Annotated in this window: 15 protein-coding genes and 1 tRNA gene; 12 read left to right on the top strand and 4 right to left on the bottom strand. The window is 50.6% G+C overall.

Annotated features, from left to right (window positions below; genetic code table 11):
- Positions 1-26 precede the first annotated feature (26 nt).
- From K3754_RS05375 to K3754_RS05335, 9 genes are all read left to right on the top strand, one after another.
- The gene (locus K3754_RS05375; RefSeq protein WP_259941694.1) at positions 27-1,790 is read left to right on the top strand and encodes an SIR2 family protein; all 1,764 of its coding nucleotides are present in this window, start codon (positions 27-29) and stop codon (positions 1,788-1,790) included.
- Positions 1,790-3,202 (top strand): nuclease PIN, encoded by a 1,413-nt coding sequence (locus tag K3754_RS05370; RefSeq protein ID WP_259941692.1) that lies wholly within the window; start codon positions 1,790-1,792, stop codon positions 3,200-3,202. Before K3754_RS05375 ends, K3754_RS05370 begins: the two co-directional genes overlap by 1 nt.
- A 220-nt stretch (positions 3,203-3,422) precedes the next feature.
- Complete coding sequence (locus K3754_RS05365; protein WP_259941690.1) at positions 3,423-5,177, top strand: retron Ec67 family RNA-directed DNA polymerase/endonuclease; 1,755 nt, start codon at positions 3,423-3,425, stop codon at positions 5,175-5,177.
- An 823-nt stretch (positions 5,178-6,000) separates the two neighbouring features.
- Positions 6,001-8,982, top strand: a complete 2,982-nt coding sequence (locus tag K3754_RS05360) for a pentapeptide repeat-containing protein (RefSeq protein WP_259941687.1) — start codon at positions 6,001-6,003, stop codon at positions 8,980-8,982.
- A 312-nt stretch (positions 8,983-9,294) separates the two neighbouring features.
- Positions 9,295-10,488, top strand: coding sequence for a site-specific integrase (locus K3754_RS05355; RefSeq protein ID WP_259941685.1), 1,194 nt, complete (start codon positions 9,295-9,297; stop codon positions 10,486-10,488).
- On the top strand, positions 10,419-11,093 hold the full coding sequence (locus tag K3754_RS05350) for a hypothetical protein (RefSeq protein WP_259941683.1): 675 nt from the start codon (positions 10,419-10,421) through the stop codon (positions 11,091-11,093). The genes K3754_RS05355 and K3754_RS05350 overlap by 70 nt, the downstream gene beginning before the upstream one ends.
- Positions 11,094-11,194: 101 nt before the next feature.
- The gene (locus K3754_RS05345; protein ID WP_259941680.1) at positions 11,195-11,419 is read left to right on the top strand and encodes an AlpA family transcriptional regulator; all 225 of its coding nucleotides are present in this window, start codon (positions 11,195-11,197) and stop codon (positions 11,417-11,419) included.
- A 264-nt stretch (positions 11,420-11,683) separates the two neighbouring features.
- A complete protein-coding gene (locus tag K3754_RS05340) occupies positions 11,684-12,634 on the top strand; it encodes a RepB family DNA primase (protein WP_259941677.1) in 951 nt (316 codons plus the stop codon).
- The gene (locus K3754_RS05335; RefSeq protein WP_259941674.1) at positions 12,631-13,611 is read left to right on the top strand and encodes a helicase RepA family protein; all 981 of its coding nucleotides are present in this window, start codon (positions 12,631-12,633) and stop codon (positions 13,609-13,611) included. The genes K3754_RS05340 and K3754_RS05335 overlap by 4 nt, the downstream gene beginning before the upstream one ends.
- A 388-nt stretch (positions 13,612-13,999) precedes the next feature.
- Here the strand turns inward: K3754_RS05335 and K3754_RS05330 are convergent, their stop codons facing one another.
- Positions 14,000-14,230: a hypothetical protein gene (locus K3754_RS05330; RefSeq protein WP_259941672.1), complete on the bottom strand. Its 231-nt coding sequence runs from the start codon at positions 14,228-14,230 to the stop codon at positions 14,000-14,002.
- Positions 14,231-14,466: 236 nt separating this feature from the next.
- Positions 14,467-15,042, bottom strand: a complete 576-nt coding sequence (locus tag K3754_RS05325; protein WP_259941670.1) for a GIY-YIG nuclease family protein — start codon at positions 15,040-15,042, stop codon at positions 14,467-14,469.
- A 311-nt stretch (positions 15,043-15,353) separates the two neighbouring features.
- Here K3754_RS05325 and K3754_RS05320 point away from each other — a divergent pair, with 311 nt between their 5' ends.
- The 3 genes from K3754_RS05320 to K3754_RS05310 all read left to right on the top strand — a co-directional run bounded on the left by K3754_RS05320 (position 15,354) and on the right by K3754_RS05310 (position 17,620).
- The gene (locus K3754_RS05320; RefSeq protein WP_259941668.1) at positions 15,354-15,554 is read left to right on the top strand and encodes a hypothetical protein; all 201 of its coding nucleotides are present in this window, start codon (positions 15,354-15,356) and stop codon (positions 15,552-15,554) included.
- A gap of 137 nt (positions 15,555-15,691) precedes the next feature.
- Positions 15,692-16,651, top strand: coding sequence for a DNA cytosine methyltransferase (locus K3754_RS05315; RefSeq protein ID WP_259941666.1), 960 nt, complete (start codon positions 15,692-15,694; stop codon positions 16,649-16,651).
- A 66-nt stretch (positions 16,652-16,717) separates the two neighbouring features.
- Entirely contained in the window at positions 16,718-17,620 is a 903-nt protein-coding gene (locus tag K3754_RS05310; RefSeq protein WP_259941664.1) for a NaeI family type II restriction endonuclease, read from the top strand.
- A 510-nt stretch (positions 17,621-18,130) separates the two neighbouring features.
- Here K3754_RS05310 and K3754_RS05305 read toward each other — a convergent pair.
- Entirely contained in the window at positions 18,131-19,231 is a 1,101-nt protein-coding gene (locus tag K3754_RS05305) for a DUF262 domain-containing protein (RefSeq protein WP_259941660.1), read from the bottom strand.
- A 178-nt stretch (positions 19,232-19,409) separates the two neighbouring features.
- Positions 19,410-19,484 (bottom strand) — tRNA-Phe (locus tag K3754_RS05300).
- Between the last annotated feature and the right edge of the window lie 54 nt (positions 19,485-19,538).

Here is a 19,538-nt window from a genome sequence, read left to right as displayed (position 1 = left end):
ACTAGCATTGTGGTAGAAGCAGTAATTTGATCGATCAAGCACAATTGACAGCATTAATATGTGAACGCCTGGAAAACTTCGCTTGGTTTCTAGGAGCAGGCTCATCTCGTTCGGCAGGTCTACCGACCGCTACCGATCTGCTATGGGACATGAAAAGGCGATATTATTGTAGGGAAGAAAATCAAGAGATATCTCGGCAAGACATGCAGCTGGTGCCAGTGCAAGAGAAGATCCAATCATTTTTGTTGACTAGAGGGTTTCCGCCTCTTTGGGCTGATGAAGAATACTCTCTGTGTTTTGAAAAAATCTTTGGTGAAGACAGAGAGCTACAGCGTAGATATTTGAAAGCAAAGCTATCGGAAGAAAAAGTATCGCTGTCCGTTGGGCACCGAGTTTTTGGCGCGATGCTCTCATCTGGAAAGACGCGCGCTGTTTTCACCACCAATTTTGACAGTGTGATCGAAAAAGCGGTGGCCGAAGTTGGAGCTATGTCGCTGTCCGCATTCCACTTGGAGGGTTCTCATTCTGCAATCGACGCTCTCAACAATGAAGAATTCCCAATCTACTGCAAGCTTCATGGCGATTTTCGCTACGACAGTTTGAAGAATTTGTCGGCTGATCTCGCAAGCCAAAACAGGCACTTATCGCATTGTCTCGAGAATGCAAGTAGCCGCTTTGGGTTCGTCGTCACCGGATATAGTGGCCGTGATGAGAGCGTCATGGCGCTATTTCGTTCTGCACTCGGTGGGCCGAATCCTTTTCCTCATGGCTTGTTCTGGACTGGAATGAAAGGGAGCCATCCACTTCCCGCTGTTCAAAATTTGCTGGATCAAGCGACTGAAAAGGGCGTTAACGCCCACTACGTGCCAGTTGAAACTTTTGATTCACTGCTTTCGCGCATTTGGCGGAACATAGAAGACAAAGCTACAATATTAGACCTCAAAGTCAGAAAATCTTGCGCCGCGACCGTTTCTATCCCCATGCCGCCAACGGGAACTGCGAACCCGCTGGTGCGCTTAAATGCTCTCCCCATCAAAGCAATTCCGAAGACTTGTCTGTCACTAGATTTCAAAAACCCGAAGGACTGGTCCGATCTCCGCAAGTCGCAGGGTGACGCTGACGGAAATCTCATTTTTACCAAGGCCGAGGATGTATGGTGCTGGGGGCGGCGATCACTAGTAAAGGAACATTTTGGAAACGAGATTTCCTCTATTGGTGAAGTTAATTTGCCTAGCGATCCAACTGCACCAGAGAGCCTACATGTAAAAGGATTCATTGAAGCTGCTCTCTGTAAGGCCCTTGCCAAAGATAAACCGCTTCTTTCAAGGTCGACTCGCTATGCGTCTTGGCTAATTGTTGACCCTCACAGTGATGATTTGGATCAGCTCAATCCCTTAAAGTCAGTCGTAGGAAGTTTCTCTGCGAAGATTTCGGGGCTTTTTACAGAAGTTACCGACGACCATCCCCATCAAGAACAGGTGAGGTGGGCAGAAGCCGCACGCGTCTCTTTGGAGGTCAAAAACGGTCAGGCTTGGTTGCAAATTGATCCTGATATCTGGGTCTGGCCACCGAGGGCAAGACGGGATGCTATTCCGATTTTGGATAAGCGCCGCTCCAACCGTTTCAATAAGACATTTAATGCGCTACTCGATGCTTGGGTTCGTATTGCTTTAGGTACAAATGAGCGGAACACTGAAGTTAAACTATCTGCTTTCGACGATGGCGGCCAAGCGGAGAACCCAGAGTTCTTGATTGGAACACGCACTGCTTTTGCAAAGAGGTTGGTGTGATGGCTGCATCAGACAACGCTCTTGGAGGATACTCACGTATTGCTGAGCCGGAATTGATATTCAACGAAGATAGGCGACATAAGCACCCGCTACTTGGCCTCATTCAACACGGCCCTTATGGGCTAAAGCTTGGATTTCCGGCATCTGTTCGCTTTGCTCTTCTGGCTCCACAGGCAGATATGGAACGGCTTCGAGGCCTTACAGCGGAGTTAAACCGAGCAGTTCGCCCACGAGAGGCAAAAAACTATTACCCTGAATACCCAGGTTTCGACACTCTCTTTAGAGTGCCAATTGCGGCTCAAGATGATGCTTTGATTTTGTCATTCCCTCAGGAACTCGACACATTTGCCCAAAAACGAGACAAGGTTGGATTGGCTCAGGGTCTATTCCAGCACATTGCTACTTTGCAAAAGCAGGCTAGCAATTTTGATGTTGCTCTGGTGTACCTCCCAGATAGCTGGGCGGCTTGCTTTGACGGCGATAATTTCGACTTCCATGACTATTTGAAGGCATATTGCGCACCCTCAAATATTCCCATCCAAATTGTTCGGGAAGCCAGCTTCAAAAGGCAATGCCGCGCCAACGTCATGTGGGGGTTGAGTGTCGCCATCTATGCAAAAGCCGGTGGAATCCCTTGGAAACTAGCCGGTCTTAATGTGGATGAGGCTTTCATCGGCATCAGCTATGCCATGAAAACCGACAAAGAAACTGGAACGCAGTACAGTACATGTTGCAGCCAAGTCTTTGACCCAGATGGCACAGGATTTAAGTTTGTTGCCTATGATGCGCAAGAATTCACGCAAGACCAGCAGCGAAACCCCTACCTGTCGTACTACGAAATTCAATCTGTGTTGACCCGCAGCCTCGAAATATACCAGCGCGGCCACTTGGGTGCGATTCCGAAAAAAGTGACAATTCACAAGAACACACCGTTCAAGGAAGACGAGATTCTTGGCGCACTTGATAGTTTTCGGGATGGTACAGAAGTCGAGCTTGTACAAATTGTTAAAGGCACGGACTGGAAAGGTGTTCGCTTCGAGGGTTCGCCACTCGCTGCTCATGGATATCCAGTAGATCGGGGCACGTATGTTCCCCTCAGCAAAAACGAAGCTTTACTTTGGACACAAGGCAGCGTGCAAGGAGTTCACGTCGATAACCCACGCTACAATGTCTACAAAGAAGGTGGCCTCAAACCGACACCATCTCCTGTTCTTCTGCGGCGCTACTCAGGTGAAGGGGGGTGGCATGATACCTGTTCAGGGGTTCTTGGTTTAACCAAGATGGACTGGAACAACAACACGCTTTACAAGAAATTGCCCGTAACACTCGGATACTCAAAGGCATTCGCGGAGATTCTTCAGCACAACCCAGACATGGTTGACCGTGTTTATGATTTCCGGTTTTTCATGTGAATAATATTGGCACAAAACCAACCGGACAGCCTTGCAATTAGAGCGTGTGTCATTCAAGCTTGCCCTAGCTTACGGGCAGACTTTCTGCTGCGCATCGCGGCATATGACAACAACGGTAGGTAGGCTGCTACCTTCAGTTCCTTTCGGTATTGTCGATTTTCTGATGATCGGTAAACCTCGCTTAAGAGTGCCCGTAAGCAACTAACAACAAGAGTTGATTTTGAGTACCTTAGAGAAATTACAAAGCGCAAAGAACTTAACAGACCTTGCCAAACTTCTTGGGTTTACCCCGAAGGGCGCAAGCTATGTCCTCTACAAACTTCCCACCTCTCAAAAATACCGAACGTTTGAAATCCCGAAAAAAAGCGGCGGTACGCGAACGATCAATGCACCAGAGAAGTCACTTTCGTTGTTACAAAAGCGGTTAGGTGAACTGCTTTATGAGTGCGTGACCGAACACCAAAAAAGCCACCCGAGATTTTGGCACGCATCACATGGATTTCAGAAAGATCGCACAATTATCTCAAATGCAGAGGTGCATCGCCGTCGTCGATTTGTCTTCAATGTGGATTTAGAGAATTTCTTTGGTACGTTGAACTTTGGACGGGTGCGTGGCTTTTTCATTCACGACAAAGCATTCACCCTTGACCCAGCTATCGCAACCATTATCGCGCAAATTGCCTGCCACGAAAATGCACTCCCCCAAGGGAGTCCTTGTTCTCCTGTAATTTCAAATCTAATTGGTAACATTCTTGATCTTCGGTTGCTGGCATTGGCGCGTGAGGCAAAGTGTACATATACTCGCTATGCTGATGACTTAACCTTTTCAACGAATGAAAAACTTTTCCCGACTGAGATTGCCATTAACGTTCACGGCAGCGAATGGATAGTTGGTAAGCGACTGAACAAACAAATCGAACGCGCTGGTTTCACACTGAATGACGGTAAGACGAGAATGTCCTTGCGTCAGTCTCGACAAACAGTGACAGGGTTGGTTGTCAACGCAAAGGCGAACATTAATGTTGACTACTATCGAACCGCTCGTTCGATGTGCAATTCACTGTTCCGTACCGGCACCTATTACAGGAAGTCGGGCGATGCCCCAGAACCAATTGACAATCTCAACCCTCTGGAAGGGATGCTGTCACACATCTATTTTGTGAAAGCGCGAAGGGATCGCAAGCCACAAGTAAATCGTCTCGCCGTCAAAGCAGGAGAATTCAAGCCGCCTCATGCACCTGTCGATCTCTACAGAAAATTCCTTCTGTACAAGCACTTTGTAGCGCCTTCGGCTCCCGTGATCGTGACGGAAGGGATTTCTGATATCACCTACCTAAAATGTGCTATCAGGTCCTTGGCCAAGTCGTTTCCTTCATTAGTGGAAGAGAAAGATGGACAGATAACGCACTCGGTCAATTTCCTTCGCCCTACAGGAACGACACGTGATGTGTTGAACTTGGGGCATGGTGCATCAGGGCAAGCCTCTCTCGTTTCACAATACTCAAACATACTCAAAAAGTATGTCCACAAACCGCTCCAGCACCCCGTGATTATCCTGTGCGACAACGATGGGGGGCCAGACAAAGTCTTTAAAAACGCCGCCAAAAAATGCGGTAAGAAGATCTCAAAGACAACGACCGATCCGTTCTACCATCTCGGTGACAACCTCTATCTGGTTAAAGTGCCCGAAGTTACACCTCCGATAGACAGGGACATTGAAGATCTTTTTCAGCCTGCGTTGCTGGCGACTGTCCTCGACGGAAAACCCTTCGACAAAAGGAAGGATCATGGTGATGAAACCGCCTATGGAAAAGTTGTCTTTGCTGAGAAAGTTGTACGCGCAAACGCGTCAACCGTAGATTTTTCAGGTTTCTCAGACCTTTTGTCTCGTATCGATCAATGCTTGACGCACTACAAGACTGTCGTACCCATGGCATTACCGGCGGCAACAACGGGAACTACTGGAACCCCGTAGGAGTGGACTGACTGAAATTGAACCGGTGCTGATTGCTACCCCAGTGATACCCCCAGCCCAAATTGGGCAATCCCACAACAAGCCCAGCTTCCTGCAAGGCATTGTTTTCACTAGATTTAAATGGTGCCCGGGGGCGGAATCGAACCACCGACACGAGGATTTTCAATTTTCCTCAGCATCCGCGCAAGTTGAAGCATCGCATTACAGACCGTCGCAAAAATTTATTTCGATCATGTATTTAGTGCTTCCAAGCCATTCGAACCCACCTCATACGCAAGCATGCAAGCTCAAGAAATTTTGCTCCCATATGGCACCCAGCACCACGCCTGCAATGAGGTTACATCGTCACCAAGCTAGCTTCCGCTCCCAAGGATATCCGTTCGGGGAAAACCAGGTCCGTAACTTGCAATCCAGCACATCGGCCCATTAAAGCTAGGCGATCTCGCTCACGCGCATCCCTGCGTAGCGAGACAGCATGAGAATCAACCTGTAGCGCTTGAGCTCTGTATCCGTCAGCACCTTCGCTTGTTTCATCGCCCCATCGCCAATCCATTGCAATATAACGTTTTTTGTTCAACGAACTTGCTGCGTTGTGTTGCCACCTGCTGGGCAGAGCGACCGTTTTCTGGCTACCAAGATTCTGAAGTTGGTAGGGGGCGGGCGCGAAAAATATGCATTTTGTTATGTTGTTCTATTGAGCCTGTGAAAGAGTGTGCACTTTGTGCCTTTCGCGGTTGACGGTAGTTCCGAAACTGGAGTTATCCTAAGTCCGCAGCCTTTTCGTTCTGCGTAATCGTCGAAGGCATCAAGCTTGGAGGTCATTTTGAGCATCTATTTTAAGAAACCAGATTTCAAAAACGATTGGTTGGAGACAACAAAAAACCTTACTTTCGCAGCGATAGAAATTGTCGGCCTTCAGTTAGGTGCCGTGGTGCTAGGTGCTGGTGGAAATATCACTGGGGCATTAGATCGTTTCAATGCGGCGTTCCCCGATTCCAAGGAGAACCATACTACGGACGAACGAGCTTGGGTTTGGCTGTACACTACCTTGTCAGCGGGACTTTACATGTTGTATCTTCAAGTCCCTAAGCAGCAGCGAATTGATGATAGTTCTGCAAAAAATCTGATCAAAGAAAACGTTTCTGATGCGCTGGCCAAGATAACTGAGCAAGAAAGACAGCATACCTTAACTGAGGGCATGCTATTCAATCCTGCAGATACTACGGTTCTTTCTGGTGTTGTTGAAAAGTCGGGCGAAATATTTTCCGATTTCTTCGTTGACCAGGACACCGCCAACAGTTTGAAAAAAGGTGAACTTGGAGCAGCCCTTCGCGCAGCTTCTTCAAGAGTTTTGGCATTGGAGCCGGAATACTATCAGCCCCTTCTCAACTCCGTCGAAAACACAAAGGGTGGTCAAGTCGACCTCAACTGGAACCGACATCTGCAATGGATGCGGAGGAAATTTGAGAAAGACTCGATCTTTGCGATTGATGAGAATGACGAGTATCCGTTGTCTCAAACCTATCTTCGTTCAAGATGCTATTGGCATGTTGAGGAAGTGACTGAATACGAGGTCGAGCGGAAAGTCCAAGGGCGCACTGTCGTTGATAAGCGACAAAGAACTGAGTTGAGCGCATTCGTTGGCGATCTCCACGAAGAAGTGAGAGGATGGCTTCAACAAAAAGAAGTTCTTGACCCACTTAGAATAGTAACTGGCGGACCAGGATCAGGCAAATCGTCTTTCGCAAAGGCTTTCTCTATTGAAGCTTCCGATAATTGCGGCTGGCGCACAGTCTTTATCGAACTGCAAAACATGGTCTTTGAAGCAGGCCGCTTCGATCAAAGAGTTGGCGAACACCTAAGGTCAATCAATTCAAGCCCCGATCACGCTGAAAGTGCCGGCTTCCCTCAAAATCCACTTGATGAGCGCAGCGAGAACTCTGATCCAATACTCCTGGTTTTTGATGGCTTGGACGAGTTGAGTGTAGTTGAGAAAACTGCAACCGACTTGGCTAGAAACTTCGTAATTTCCTTGAACCGTTATCTAAGCAGCCTGAATTCAAACCCAGGTCCTGCTGTTAAGGCTATCGTACTGGGAAGATCAGCTGCTTGTCTGGAAGGTCTAAGGCATGCAAACTTACCTGTGGAAAAAATGTTCTACGTTGCTCCTCTATGCCCAATACGAACCTTCGAAGACCTTGGTATTCGTTTGAACGAATACACGGAAAGGCAAGACTATCATGTTCGACGTCAGATCTTTGGAAAGGGAGACGTCAAGTCGCTCTGCCAATTTGATCAACGGGAGGAATATTGGGAAAAGTGGGCGACACTCACACAGCAAGATTTAAGCGTTCCTCCCGCGGTTACGTCTCCAGAAATGTCTGATCTGAACCTGGAACCGTTGTTGCTTCATCTTCTTATCCTTTCTGGTTATGTCGACGAACGATGGGAGGAAGCACGAGGCAATAAGAACATTGTCTATCGAGAAATTTTTCTCCGTGTGCTGAGTAGAAACGAGGAAAGACAAAGAAACGCTGGCCATCCTGTACTTGCTGCCAATGATGCGCTGACCGCTTTGGAGTGTATGGGCTTGGCGGCATGGCGCGGCGGTGGACGAACTGGGAGCCATGATGCGTTCGATACTCTTCTCGAAAAGTACAATCCCGACATTGTAAAAAAACATCCAGATATGGCCCAGCTACTCAAGCTGGATTTTATTGCAATTCAGTTTCACGCCCGGGGGACGATGGAAGCAGGTTACGAGTTTATTCACAAAAGCTTTGGTGAGTATTTGACTGCGTGCGCCATACTACAAATGGCGGCAGATGCTTCTGATGATCTGTCTCGCGAACGCCGAGCAGCTGATCCACTTGAAGCGTGCAGGCTATGGCTGACTTTGACCCAAGGCGCCGAATTAACTGATGAAGTAGTTCAATTTCTTGTTGGTGCGGCCAAATTACTTCCAAGGGAAAGAGCGCTTGAAATCAAGCGCAACTTGCTTGAGTTGCTTAACTATGTCGTGAGGAACGGCATGCCAGCACATGAGGTTTGGCCTTCATTTACATACAGAAGAGTTGAACAGGCCCAACGAAATGCGGAAGCCAGTCTAGTTGCTGTTTTAGGAGCGCTGGCTAACGTAATCGGAAAAGAAAATATCCCCGAAAAAGACATGCAAACACCTCACCTCATTTCTGCGAAATGGGATGAAGGTACTCATGGCAGTACGCCTGACTTTATGGCTTCATATTCGACTGGCCCAGAGGACGTACTGCGTAGATTGTTTTCTCGGAGGGACTCCGCTCTCCGTTTAACTCTCTTTGGAATGGATTTCCGCAATGCTTGGCTGAGAGCGTGGAACTTTAGGAACACTTTCCTTGATTTTAGCTGCTTTCAGAGTTCTTTCCTTCAGCATGCAGATTTCTCGAATGCTAGCTGCGAAGGCGCTAGCTTCTTCAAGGCGAATTTGGAGAAAGCTGACTTCACAGGTTGTCGTGCGCGTCTGTCCAATTTTAGGGGTGCAAGAGTTTCCGGAGCCTCTTTGAAGGAAGTGGACTTCAGAAACGCAGACTTGCGGGGTGCAACGTTCAGTGGGTCAAACTTGGAGGGAGCAGACCTTTGTGGCGCAGATGTTGTAGGGGTTGATTTTTCAAATGCTCGTCTAGCAAAAGCAAAGGTGCATGGATCGGATCTTTCTAAATGTAAAAACCTGAGCCAAAGGCAAGTAAACACGATGCTCGGTGATGATCAGACAAAACTAAACTTGGATCGAGTCCGCCCGCCACGGGAATGGTTGGATGTAGGCTGAATTTGCGTTGTTTTCGACTGATGCTTGCAGTTTGCAACCTTCAAGGAACCTGATCGTTGTAATGAGTGCAAGCCAGCATTCGCCGCCAGCGTGTTCATGCCCAAACTAGCACAGTTGAATTTCAACTTAGCAATATCAATAATTTAACCCACCATGACGCGCATTGAATATCCACTGCTCCATGATCCTGTGGAGATGTTGATCAGCTCGCAGCACATGTCGCTCCATTCGGCACCAAGCTTTTTCAGGCCCTGACAAATTCCTCCAAACCATACCCTGACACGCGGATTCTGGGTGTCTTACGATGTCTGCATGAAACAGATGCTGACAACCAAATCTCTCGATGCGATGCCACCGGCGACCACAAAACGGTACGAGGTGCGCGACCAGAAAGTAAACGGCCTGCATGTGCGTGTGTCGACCACAGGTGCCAAGGTGTTCTACACGTTGGTCCGCCCGAATGGTTCGCGCAGGCGCATCAAAATCGGCCCTTACCCTGTGGTCTCCCTTGCCGATGCTAGACGCCGAGCGATGGAAATCGCCCGTGATGTCGAGTTGGGCGAGTTTGATAAGGCCTCTGAGGTTTCAGAGGCATCGGCCCTGACGCTGGGCGAGACAATCCCCAAGTTTATTGAGCTTCACGCCAAGCCCAACACCAAGGACTGGAAGCGCACGGAAAGCGTTCTGCATAGATTCGACGGGTTGAAGGATCGGCCTATCGACCAGATCAAGCGGCAGGATGTCAGCAAGGTGCTGGACGGCATCATCGCCAACGGCACACCGACGCGTGCAAATCGGGCGCTCTCAGCGATCAAAAAGCTCATGAACTGGTGCGTCATGCGTGGCGACATCGAAACATCGCCTGTGGCTCTCCTCAGGCCGCCTACGCGCGAAATCCCACGTGATCGCGTACTCAACGATGATGAAATACGAATGATTTGGCATCATTGCGACGTCGAAGGCTACCCGTTTGGCCCATTCCTCAAGTTGCTGATGATGACGGGGCAGCGACGGGCAGAAGTGTCTGACATGCGCTGGTCAGAACTCAATCTTGATGAGGGCATCTGGGAACTTCCAGCAAACCGCGTGAAAAACGCTCGCCTGCATATCGTGCCGTTGCCAGATCAGGCCGTGGAAATCCTGCATTCGCTGCACAAGTTCCTCGACAGCGATTTCGTATTCACGACAACCGGACGCTCAGCGATATCTGGCTTCGGGCGATTGAAGGAGCGCGTCGATACGGCCTTGCCTGATGGAACGGCCGACTGGCGCTTTCATGACTTCCGGCGTACTGCCTCGACAGGCATGGCCAAGCTTGGCGTAATGCCCCACGTGATCGATGCCGTGACCAACCACAAATCAGGAGTCGTGTCCGGCGTTGGCGCAACCTACAATCGCTACACGTATTTCAACGAAAAGCGTGAGGCGCTGGGACTGTGGGCGAGCGAAGTGACGAGGATTGCTACGAAGCATTTGGAGATGAATGCCGTGAAGACGTCCGAGTAATTCTCGGCCTTGCCGATGACGATAGCTTTCAAGATTTCTGGACGAAATTGCGTGAAGAGTGCTTGAAGGTTCGACGGAGCATCAAGACATCGCCCAACGGCTTCAGGCTGGCCCGCTTCGACATGTCGCTTACGCAGCGCATCACTTGGCTGCAACGGAATGTGCTGCATCCCGTAGATAGGTTGGAAAGCGCGCTGGCCGACGAGAACCGGCCAAACTTCGTGCACTGGGAAGATATGCTTCAAAAGCGGCGTGGCCCATATCTTCCAGACGATTTGGATGCAATTTCTTCTGGCCTGGTCGAACTCAAAGAGCAGGTTCGTGACCTAGTTTATTCCCTGCAAACCGAGAAAGACCAGAACATCAAAACCACGGACGAGATTCGATATTACATTGTCTATAACGCAATTTGGGACCTGCACGAATACTTTCCAGATTTTCCACTGTCGCGGGGCAGTTGGGACCCAGAACACAAGCAAGTCGGGATTTTGCCTGACTACGTGCGACGCGTGTTCTTGGAGACTACGGGGGAACACGAACGGCTTGATGGCCCCATCAAGCTCGCCCTCGAAGACGTAAGAAAATCCCAACGCAAAACGACTTGACGCTTTCAGAACGTTCGCTCGAAACGAGTCACGATCTGCGTCATCTTCTGTCTTGTCGGAGCGCTCCTTCGCAAACGCATCAATGCAGAAGGAAAAAGACAATGGATATCTCAAACGGGCAAAAAGCCCTCGCCACACGCGCTGATCTCAAGCGCTTGGGCATCATCGTAAGCAATAGTACGCTTTTGCGCTGGGAGGCCCGAGGGCGATTTCCACGCCGCGTGCGCCTCGCTGGCACCAGTGTCGCATGGCTGCTGAAGGAGATCGAACAGTGGCTCGCTGAACGCGCCGAAGCACGGTCTCGCACCCATTATGCCGATTTCTGACTATGAGTATCAGATATCGCTGGGGCTACAGCTATGAGTGCCTCGTTCGCATGGGAATTTACTACGAATACCATGAACTGATTGATCTCGGTGAGCGTGGTCGATTCCCGAAGCAGCCCGCCCCTTTCATTTGGGACGCCGAGGAAATCGTAGACTGGCTTGCGCTCTATAGATGGCGCTTACCACCAAAGCCCAAAAAACACTGACATTAATGGCTGGGCGAAATTCGCCCCGTCCTCCCCGTACATCTCGAAAGGAAACAACATGCGAAATCGCGTGAACCATACCGCTCGTCCTCGCAAAGGGCATCCCCATGCATTCAAGGACTATGACGATGATTGCGTCATCCACCAAAGCATGGTGGGATTTTTAACCGACATTTGGAGAGGGGCGCCCAGCGACAGTTGCTTTTTCCTCGCTTCGGCTGATCCTGATGGCAAAAAATGGCGAGAACATGTTGTCCATGGCGACGACGTGATCCCGGGTCTGAACAGGTTCTTTAACCAGCATTCTCGGTGGGACTTCAACCTGTACTTCTGTCCCAACCCGTTTTTCAAAGACCGCAGGAAAAAGGAATTCGCACGCCCATCACGGCTCGGCTGGTGTGATATCGATGAAGCTGACCCTTACGCCTTTCGGCCAGAAGCCAGCCTTGTCTGGGAAACATCGCCGGGTCGTTTTCAGGGGGCTTGGCTATGGGACGGTTGGCACAGCCCCGAAGAAGCCGAAGGCTACTCTCGCGCTCTTGCTGATCGGCACGGTGGCGACAGCGGCTGGTCGATCACCAAGATGCTGCGCGTTCCCGGCTCCGTAAACCACAAACCCCAGTATGATGAGCCTTTCGTTCAACTGGTGCATCGCAACTGGAACAGGATCAGCGACCGTCCCCCTTTGCCGGAAATCGCTCGCGCAATGGAGGCTGGTGATTTCGTCAATCCAGACGCAAACGATCCGAAGGAAGGTTTCGAGAAATACAGGAAACAACTTCACGCGAAAGCGCGCACGCTCATCAGGCATACACGTGTGAAAGAGAAGGATCGATCATCCTGCATTTACCTCATTATCTCGTGCCTGCACGAGGTAGGCGCATCACCTGACGAGATCGGATGCATCCTTTGGCACAGCCCGTATTTCATCGAAAAACACGGTTATCACCTTGACCGACTGGACGCAGAAGTAACGCGCGTGGTCTCGAAGCTGGAGACCGCCCAATGAGCCGCAGGAATTCAACGAAGTTACGTGTTGCCCGGCTTCCCAAGAAGAAGACGAATCGGCCCAAACCATCCAACAAGTTGACAACTTTTACAGCCAACGACTTACAGGCCATGGAATTCCCACCCCTCGAATTTGTGGTCGAGGGACTGATAACCGAAGGCCTGACGCTATTGGCTGGCAAACCCAAGATGGGTAAGTCATGGATGGCGTTGGACTTGGCGATGTCGGTCGCCATTGGCTGTGAGGCGCTTTGTGACAGGGCCTGCAAGAAGGGTGCTACGCTCTATTGCGCGCTCGAGGACAATCCGAGACGTCTACGAAGGCGAATGATCCAGAACTACGGTGATCAGACCTCTTGGCCAGAGAACTTTCACTTTTCGGTACGGTTGAAAAAGCTGGACGATGGGGGGCTCGATCAGCTCGAGGAATTTATCGAGGAGCATCGCCCGAGCTTGATCATCATCGATACGCTGGTTTGCGTTCGGCCGAAGGTGAAAGGCAAAAATGAGTACGAGGCCGATTATGCAGCTCTGTCTCCACTTCAGAAACTCGCGGGCGAGCATGGCATCGCGATCATCGTCATCCACCACCTGCGCAAGATGAGTGGCGAAGACCCCTTGGACATGGTGTCGGGAACCACAGGATTGACTGGGGCCGTCGATAACGTTCTCGTCCTTGATCGGAAAAGCGATGGCGTCACCCTTTACGGGCGAGGTCGGGAGATGGAAAACATCGACGTCGCTGTGGAACTCGACGATGGCCTATGGCGAATTCTGGGCGATACAGACTCCGTGAGGATTTCGAGTCAACGCAGGTCAATTATCGATCTGTTGCGAAGTGCTGGAAAACCGATGGGGCCGAAAGACATCGCCGAGGCGCTAAAATGGCCACAGGAAAACGTGCGCCAACTGCTCTTGAGCATGGCGACCGACGGCGAAGTTAGAAAGCCAAGGCGCGGCAAGTACCAATTACCGTGAACCGGGCAAGTGCGATCACTTTGATCACAAAATCACTTTTGCAACTCGAATGTGATGATGTGATCGAAGTGATCGACCTTAAGCAAAACGTCGAACGGCTAGGGGCCAAAAAACTCAGAAGTACGTATGATCCCTTGTCTGCCCATAAGGCGGGCGCCGTTAAAAAAACACCTCACCCCATCCCCCTGTGGTCACCTGTTGTCTTCGCCTTGGTCGGTGGGGCCAGATGCGCCCGAGACCGACACGCGGACTATTGATCAGGCTGTTGGATGGGAGACGGACCCGAATAGCTAAGTCTTTTCAATCGGTCTGCATTCGGGTTCATCTGAGTGGGTGTATTCGGGTGCAGCATGGGTGGGATTACTCATTGGCTGGACTGTCCGAAGCATCAATTTTGAACCCAACCCTTGCGATAGAAATGGCGCAGCACAATGCTGCGATTGAGCAACGGGAAGCCGATCCACAGGCCGTTCAAGGTGAGGAAGGATAAGATTGCCCACCACCACATGCCTTTGAAGGCATAGTAGAATGGGCCGAACAGCAAGCACCACAGGCGATGCCAATTGCCGAGGACAACTTTCTCCTGACCGTTGAAGCTCCAAGTCGCGCGAATAACCATTGCGATCTCCTTTTACTGATTGCAGTCGCAACAGCGCAATAAGATCGGGCAGGAGCAGTCGTCAGGGTATTTCCCGGTGAAGAACCCGTCTACGCGGCGTACAAGGGCCAACGTCAGCCTCGGTGAGGCGTCGGGCTGGATGTGTCGGGAATGCCTGTCACACGTCCTGCTGGCTCAATACAACGCGGCCACGCGCGCCTATCGCTGCATATGCCGGGGATTTGTTGCGGATCGCGTCAATCGCGCCCCAGCGCCTTTCTGAGAGCGCTCAAGGTGGGCTTGAACGGATGGCCTGACATGCTCAGGTTCAAAGGCAAAGGCGGGCCGTTTCTGACCAGCGCTTCCTCTAGCTGCCATGGGGCGTCATGATGGACCACAGAAATCCCTGCATGTTCTTCGATCCAAGTTGTCAGCTGTTCTTCGTGATCTTTGGCCATGCGAACTCGGCCTCGTGCATCGCGATAGAAGTCGAAGCATAGTTGATCCTTTAGCAAGGCAGCGAGGGACAAGCGCAGCGTCGAGGATCGGACAGAGCCGCGCAGGTGGTTGCGCCAAAGGCGTCGTTTGACAGGCGTAGCCGAACCCGGCCTTATCGGTCGGTCTTTCGGGGGCGCGATGCCGATATAGAGCAAGTGCTTACCGTCAAATTCACGGCAGCCGCCACTGGGAACTTCAGGAAGCGAGTCATCGAACCACCAGCCGTACAACCCATGCGTGATTGCATATTCTTCGATATGAACCAAAATGTCGGCAGGCCGAATGAGCTTGGCCGGTTCCAAAACCTGTTTGGCTGCAATCTGGTCGGCTTCCATGCCCACCCCAATCTGCGAGCGCCCTCGCATTGACTGGTGATCGGGGTGTTAGCAATCCGCGCGTACACGGACCCTGTGCCTTTAGCCGGGGCCTGTTGTATAACACAGGCACCCCGACCATAGGGTCAAGGTTTCAGCCGATTGCTCGGCCTAGTACGCGAGGGGTTGCTACGCCCCAACGTGACCGCGTCTGCCACGTCGAGACCAGTGGTAGCAGCAATTCGAGAAAAGCTAAAGACGGTCTGGGGTTATCCCTGACACCACAGCGATCCGCATCTTATCGATCTGCATCAGAAACCTAGGAGATCGAAATGGCCGATATCGTCACACTGAAAGCCCTTTGCGAAGAACTGAAGATCGACCCGCGTGAAGCCCGTGAGCGACTACGCGCCGCGGTCAGCGATGCCAAGGCGAACCCCGAACTGGCGAAAGCTCGTAAACCGCGCACGCCGTGGCAATGGGTGAAGGGGTCTGCTGCTTACAAGGAAGCGGTTTCTATCCTAAAAAAGTGACACAACTGCCACCAAGCATGTTGCTCAGATTGCCCCTTTGCCGTTAAGAACATAAAAAGAACATTTGACGACTATCACTCGGTGAGTTGATTTGGTCGACCACAATGTGTTGAATGAGCAAAAAGAGGGCGGGCAACATGCTGACATCGGTTGAACTATGCGCAGGCGCGGGCGGTCAAGCACTGGGCCTTGAGCAAGCAGGCTATAAGCACTCAGCATTGGTTGAGATCGACAAGCACTGTTGCAACACGCTGCGTCATAATCGGCCTGAATGGAATGTCCTTGAAGAAGATATGAGAATCTTCAAAGAGCGTGCATCTGATTTCAAGGGAATGGATCTGCTCGCCGGTGGCCTACCGTGCCCTCCTTTTTCCGTCGCAGGTAAGCAGCTTGGCGAAAAAGACGAACGCAACTTATTCAACGATGCGATTGACATAGTCGATGCCGCCCGGCCGCGAGCAGTGATGATTGAAAATGTCCGTGGGTTCTTGGACGCTGTATTCCACGACTATCGTGAGCATTTGAAGGCGCAGCTAGAAAAGCTGGGATACAAGACAGACTGGAGGCTATTGAACGCATCGGATTTCGGCGTTCCACAATTGAGACCTCGGGTGGTTATCGTTGCTATCCAAGAAGAGCGCGGTGAGTTTTTTGATTGGCCCGAACCCAATCCTCACAATCCCCCCACAGTAGGTGAAACGCTTATTGACCTTATGGGGGAACGGGGATGGCGTGGCGCTGAGAAATGGGCTGAAAAAGCCGATGAGATCGCGCCAACAATCGTTGGTGGATCGAAGAAACATGGAGGACCTGATTTGGGTCCGACCCGAGCACGTGCAGCGTGGGCAACACTGGGTGTCGAGGGGCGCACTATCGCTCCAGAGGCTCCAGATGCATTCCACGAAGGCATGCCCCGTTTGACCGTCCCAATGGTTGCCCGCATTCAAGGTTTTCCAGATGAGTGGCACTTTACGGGTGCCAAGACCAATGCATACAGACAGGTAGGCAATGCTTTCCCACCGCCAGTCGCCAAGGCTGTATCTGTGAAGATCGCCAAAGCTCTGAGAAAACGTGTGCTTCGTTCAGTGGTCGCCTAACTTCCAAATTACATTCCGATATGTCAGCTTGCTGAGGGAACTATAGAATCTCAGGACGCTAGGCATTTGAAGAAGAGCATTCCAGACAGCATCGTTGTGCCGGGGCATCCCGACTATGACTTATTGACGGGGCTGGCAGATGAAATCACCAAACGTGCAGGGGGCCCGAAGGCGCTCGGGCAAGGGTTTTCGGCGATGCTGCGTCAGTGCGTTGACGATGTGATCATGACGCCCAAGACCGGTCGCCGGTCGTATGACGAGTTGGAGAAGACGGAAAAGACATACATCGGTACGAGAGTCGAAATTGAACTCCGAGCAATGCTGCGATTGCCGAAGGGCAAATTAGATACTCTTATCCTCGGCCAAGATGTCGATATCAAAAACACTATGGGAAGCAATTGGATGATCCCTACAGAGGCCATTGATCATCCATGCATATTGGTCGCGGCGGATGAGAAGAGAGCAATGTGCTTTCTGGGCCTCATAGTAGCGAAACTAGACTATCTAACTGCTGGCCAAAACAAAGACGCGAAGAAGAGCGTTTCGGCTGAGGGATTTGCCAACATCCTATGGCTTATCAAGGGAAGGCCCTATCCACCGAATTTCTGGCAAACCGTACCATCAGACGCTATCCAGCGAATTTTTTTAGGATCGTCTGGGAACCAACGAATGGCTAGCCTGTTTAGGGAGGTTCAGGACACCCCCATCAAGAGGGAAGTTGTTGAGGCCGTTGCAAAGCAAAAGGATTTCATGAGGCGCATTAGATCTGACAATGGCCGAGGAACCAGAGACATACTTCTGAAGGAGTCTATCCTGTTACTTTCGGGCGATTTCGATGCTGGGCTTATCAAACAACTTGGGTTGCCAGAATGCTCAGGAAGCGAGTTCATTTCGTACCAAGTAAAAACAGCCCAAGATGTAAATCTTGCGTCAAAGCATGGGGTGATAGTCAGCGCTACTTTAGACTAGTCGCAAAATGATTGTTTCAGCAATACGCCCGTAACGCCTTGTCATACGCGTCTAGGCCTGCTGAAACCGAATAATACCTAGAAATCGTGATTGATGGCGCGTCGTAGTGGTGCGTCACCCCTTTGTAGTAGGTGTGCGCCAATGAATTCCGACGCTCCTTTAGGTTACCGAGCTCTGATTTGAAACTTGTAGAGACCGTGGTGGGAATAGACTTCTCTAAAGTCTCATAACCATGAAAGCCGACCAAGGATGTTATGAGCGACACGAAGTGTTTCTTATACTCGAAGCCGTAGTTTAGCTTTACCTTCTCTCTCACGGCTTTACGGTTTTTCTCTTGCTTCAAGCCTCTAACGCAGCCTCTCAAGACGATGTCGTCCATCGACAGCTCGATCCAGCCACACAACTCGAGGATTGCGAGTTTTGAGCAATAGCTCGCCTCTGTAATAGAGTTTGTTCTTCGATAAACACGGTCAAGGTATGCAAGGTTGCTCTTGATGTAACTGTGCGAAATCATTTGGAGAAAATATCTGTTGCCTCAGCTAGTCTTGCGTCGACTTTGTCTTTCTTAGACAAGCCTTCAGCAAGCCCTTCATCCTTGAAATTCTGAGAGTCTCGAAGTTGCTGATAGCGTTCGAGTATCGCAGCTTTATCCAGCGCTTCAACCTGCTCGATATTTCGGGCAACTCCAACGAGCAGTGCCTCAACAACGGCAGTAGGCATTCTATCGGTCGGCCCTTCTGGGAACGCCTTGTTCAGGACATCAACTACTCTGACAAAGATATCCCGTTTTGACGCGATAAACTCGGCATCGGGGTTGCGACGTGGATACATGTAGTCATTCAGGAACTTACCAACCTGTCCGCCGTACTTTTGAGGCTCATCCAGAAAGGCAAAAAACCGAAGGATGACTTCCTGTTTCACGAACCGGTAATTGTTGTCCTTTTTCATTTTGTTGAAGGTTCTCCAACCCTCAATCCTGTCGAGTTCACGTAGCAGCATGTTCAAGTCGCCACTATAGATGCAGTTTCGAATTTCTTGGTTGTTGAGCTTTGACCCACCTGAATTTAGGCGATGGAACACTGTAAATAGATACTCCATGTGGCTTTTCTTCGAAAAGTCGCAGCGCAATACGGTTATTGGCAGCGTCTTATTTTGAACCCGATCAAATATCTTTTTCTGCTCGCCCTTCCCGTTCTTGAAGGTCGCAGCAAGCTTGCCAGCCACCTTCGCGTCAATGTCATCTAGCTTCGACAGGCGCCAATCACCACCGGCCAAAAACTTCACGATTGAACTCATACGTTGCAAGCCATCGATGACAATCCATGTGTCGGTCTTGTGGTCCAAAGCAAAACACATACTCGGAATTGGTAGCTGCTTGATCAGCGAGTCGATGAAACGTGTTTGGTCGGCAGGTTTCCAAACTACATCACGTTGAAAATCCGGCTGAAGATCGATGATTCCATCGCTGGTCATTCTGGCGAGGTCTGCACAGGAACGGAGCTCATTGTATGCAACAATGTCGGTCGGTGGGGTCTCAGAAGTATCGTCTTCGTTGAATTCTGGATCTTCGAATTCTGGAAGGTGATCTTCCGCCACATCGTCATCAGCCAAATCAAATCTCCTTCTACTTGAAACCACTATTACTCTAATCGCCATCAGTTTGAAGCATAACCCTCACTCGGGAAGGGCTTTATCAAAAACCAAGCACCCATACGGCACCCAGCATCGCAATACTTTGACGAAACGGTGTTCGCACTAGTCGCAACTATATGTTTTTATTTGGTAAAAATGGTGCCCGGGGGCGGAATCGAACCACCGACACGAGGATTTTCAATCCACTGCTCTACCCCTGAGCTACCCGGGCACGGGAGACCAATCATTGGTCGGGTGAGCGGGTTCTAGGAGGTTGCGGCGGGGG

Origin of the sequence: Sulfitobacter sp. M368 (genome assembly GCF_025141875.1) — a bacterium.
Classification (GTDB): domain Bacteria; phylum Pseudomonadota; class Alphaproteobacteria; order Rhodobacterales; family Rhodobacteraceae; genus Sulfitobacter; species Sulfitobacter mediterraneus_A.
This window is presented reverse-complemented; position numbering and strand designations above follow the sequence as displayed.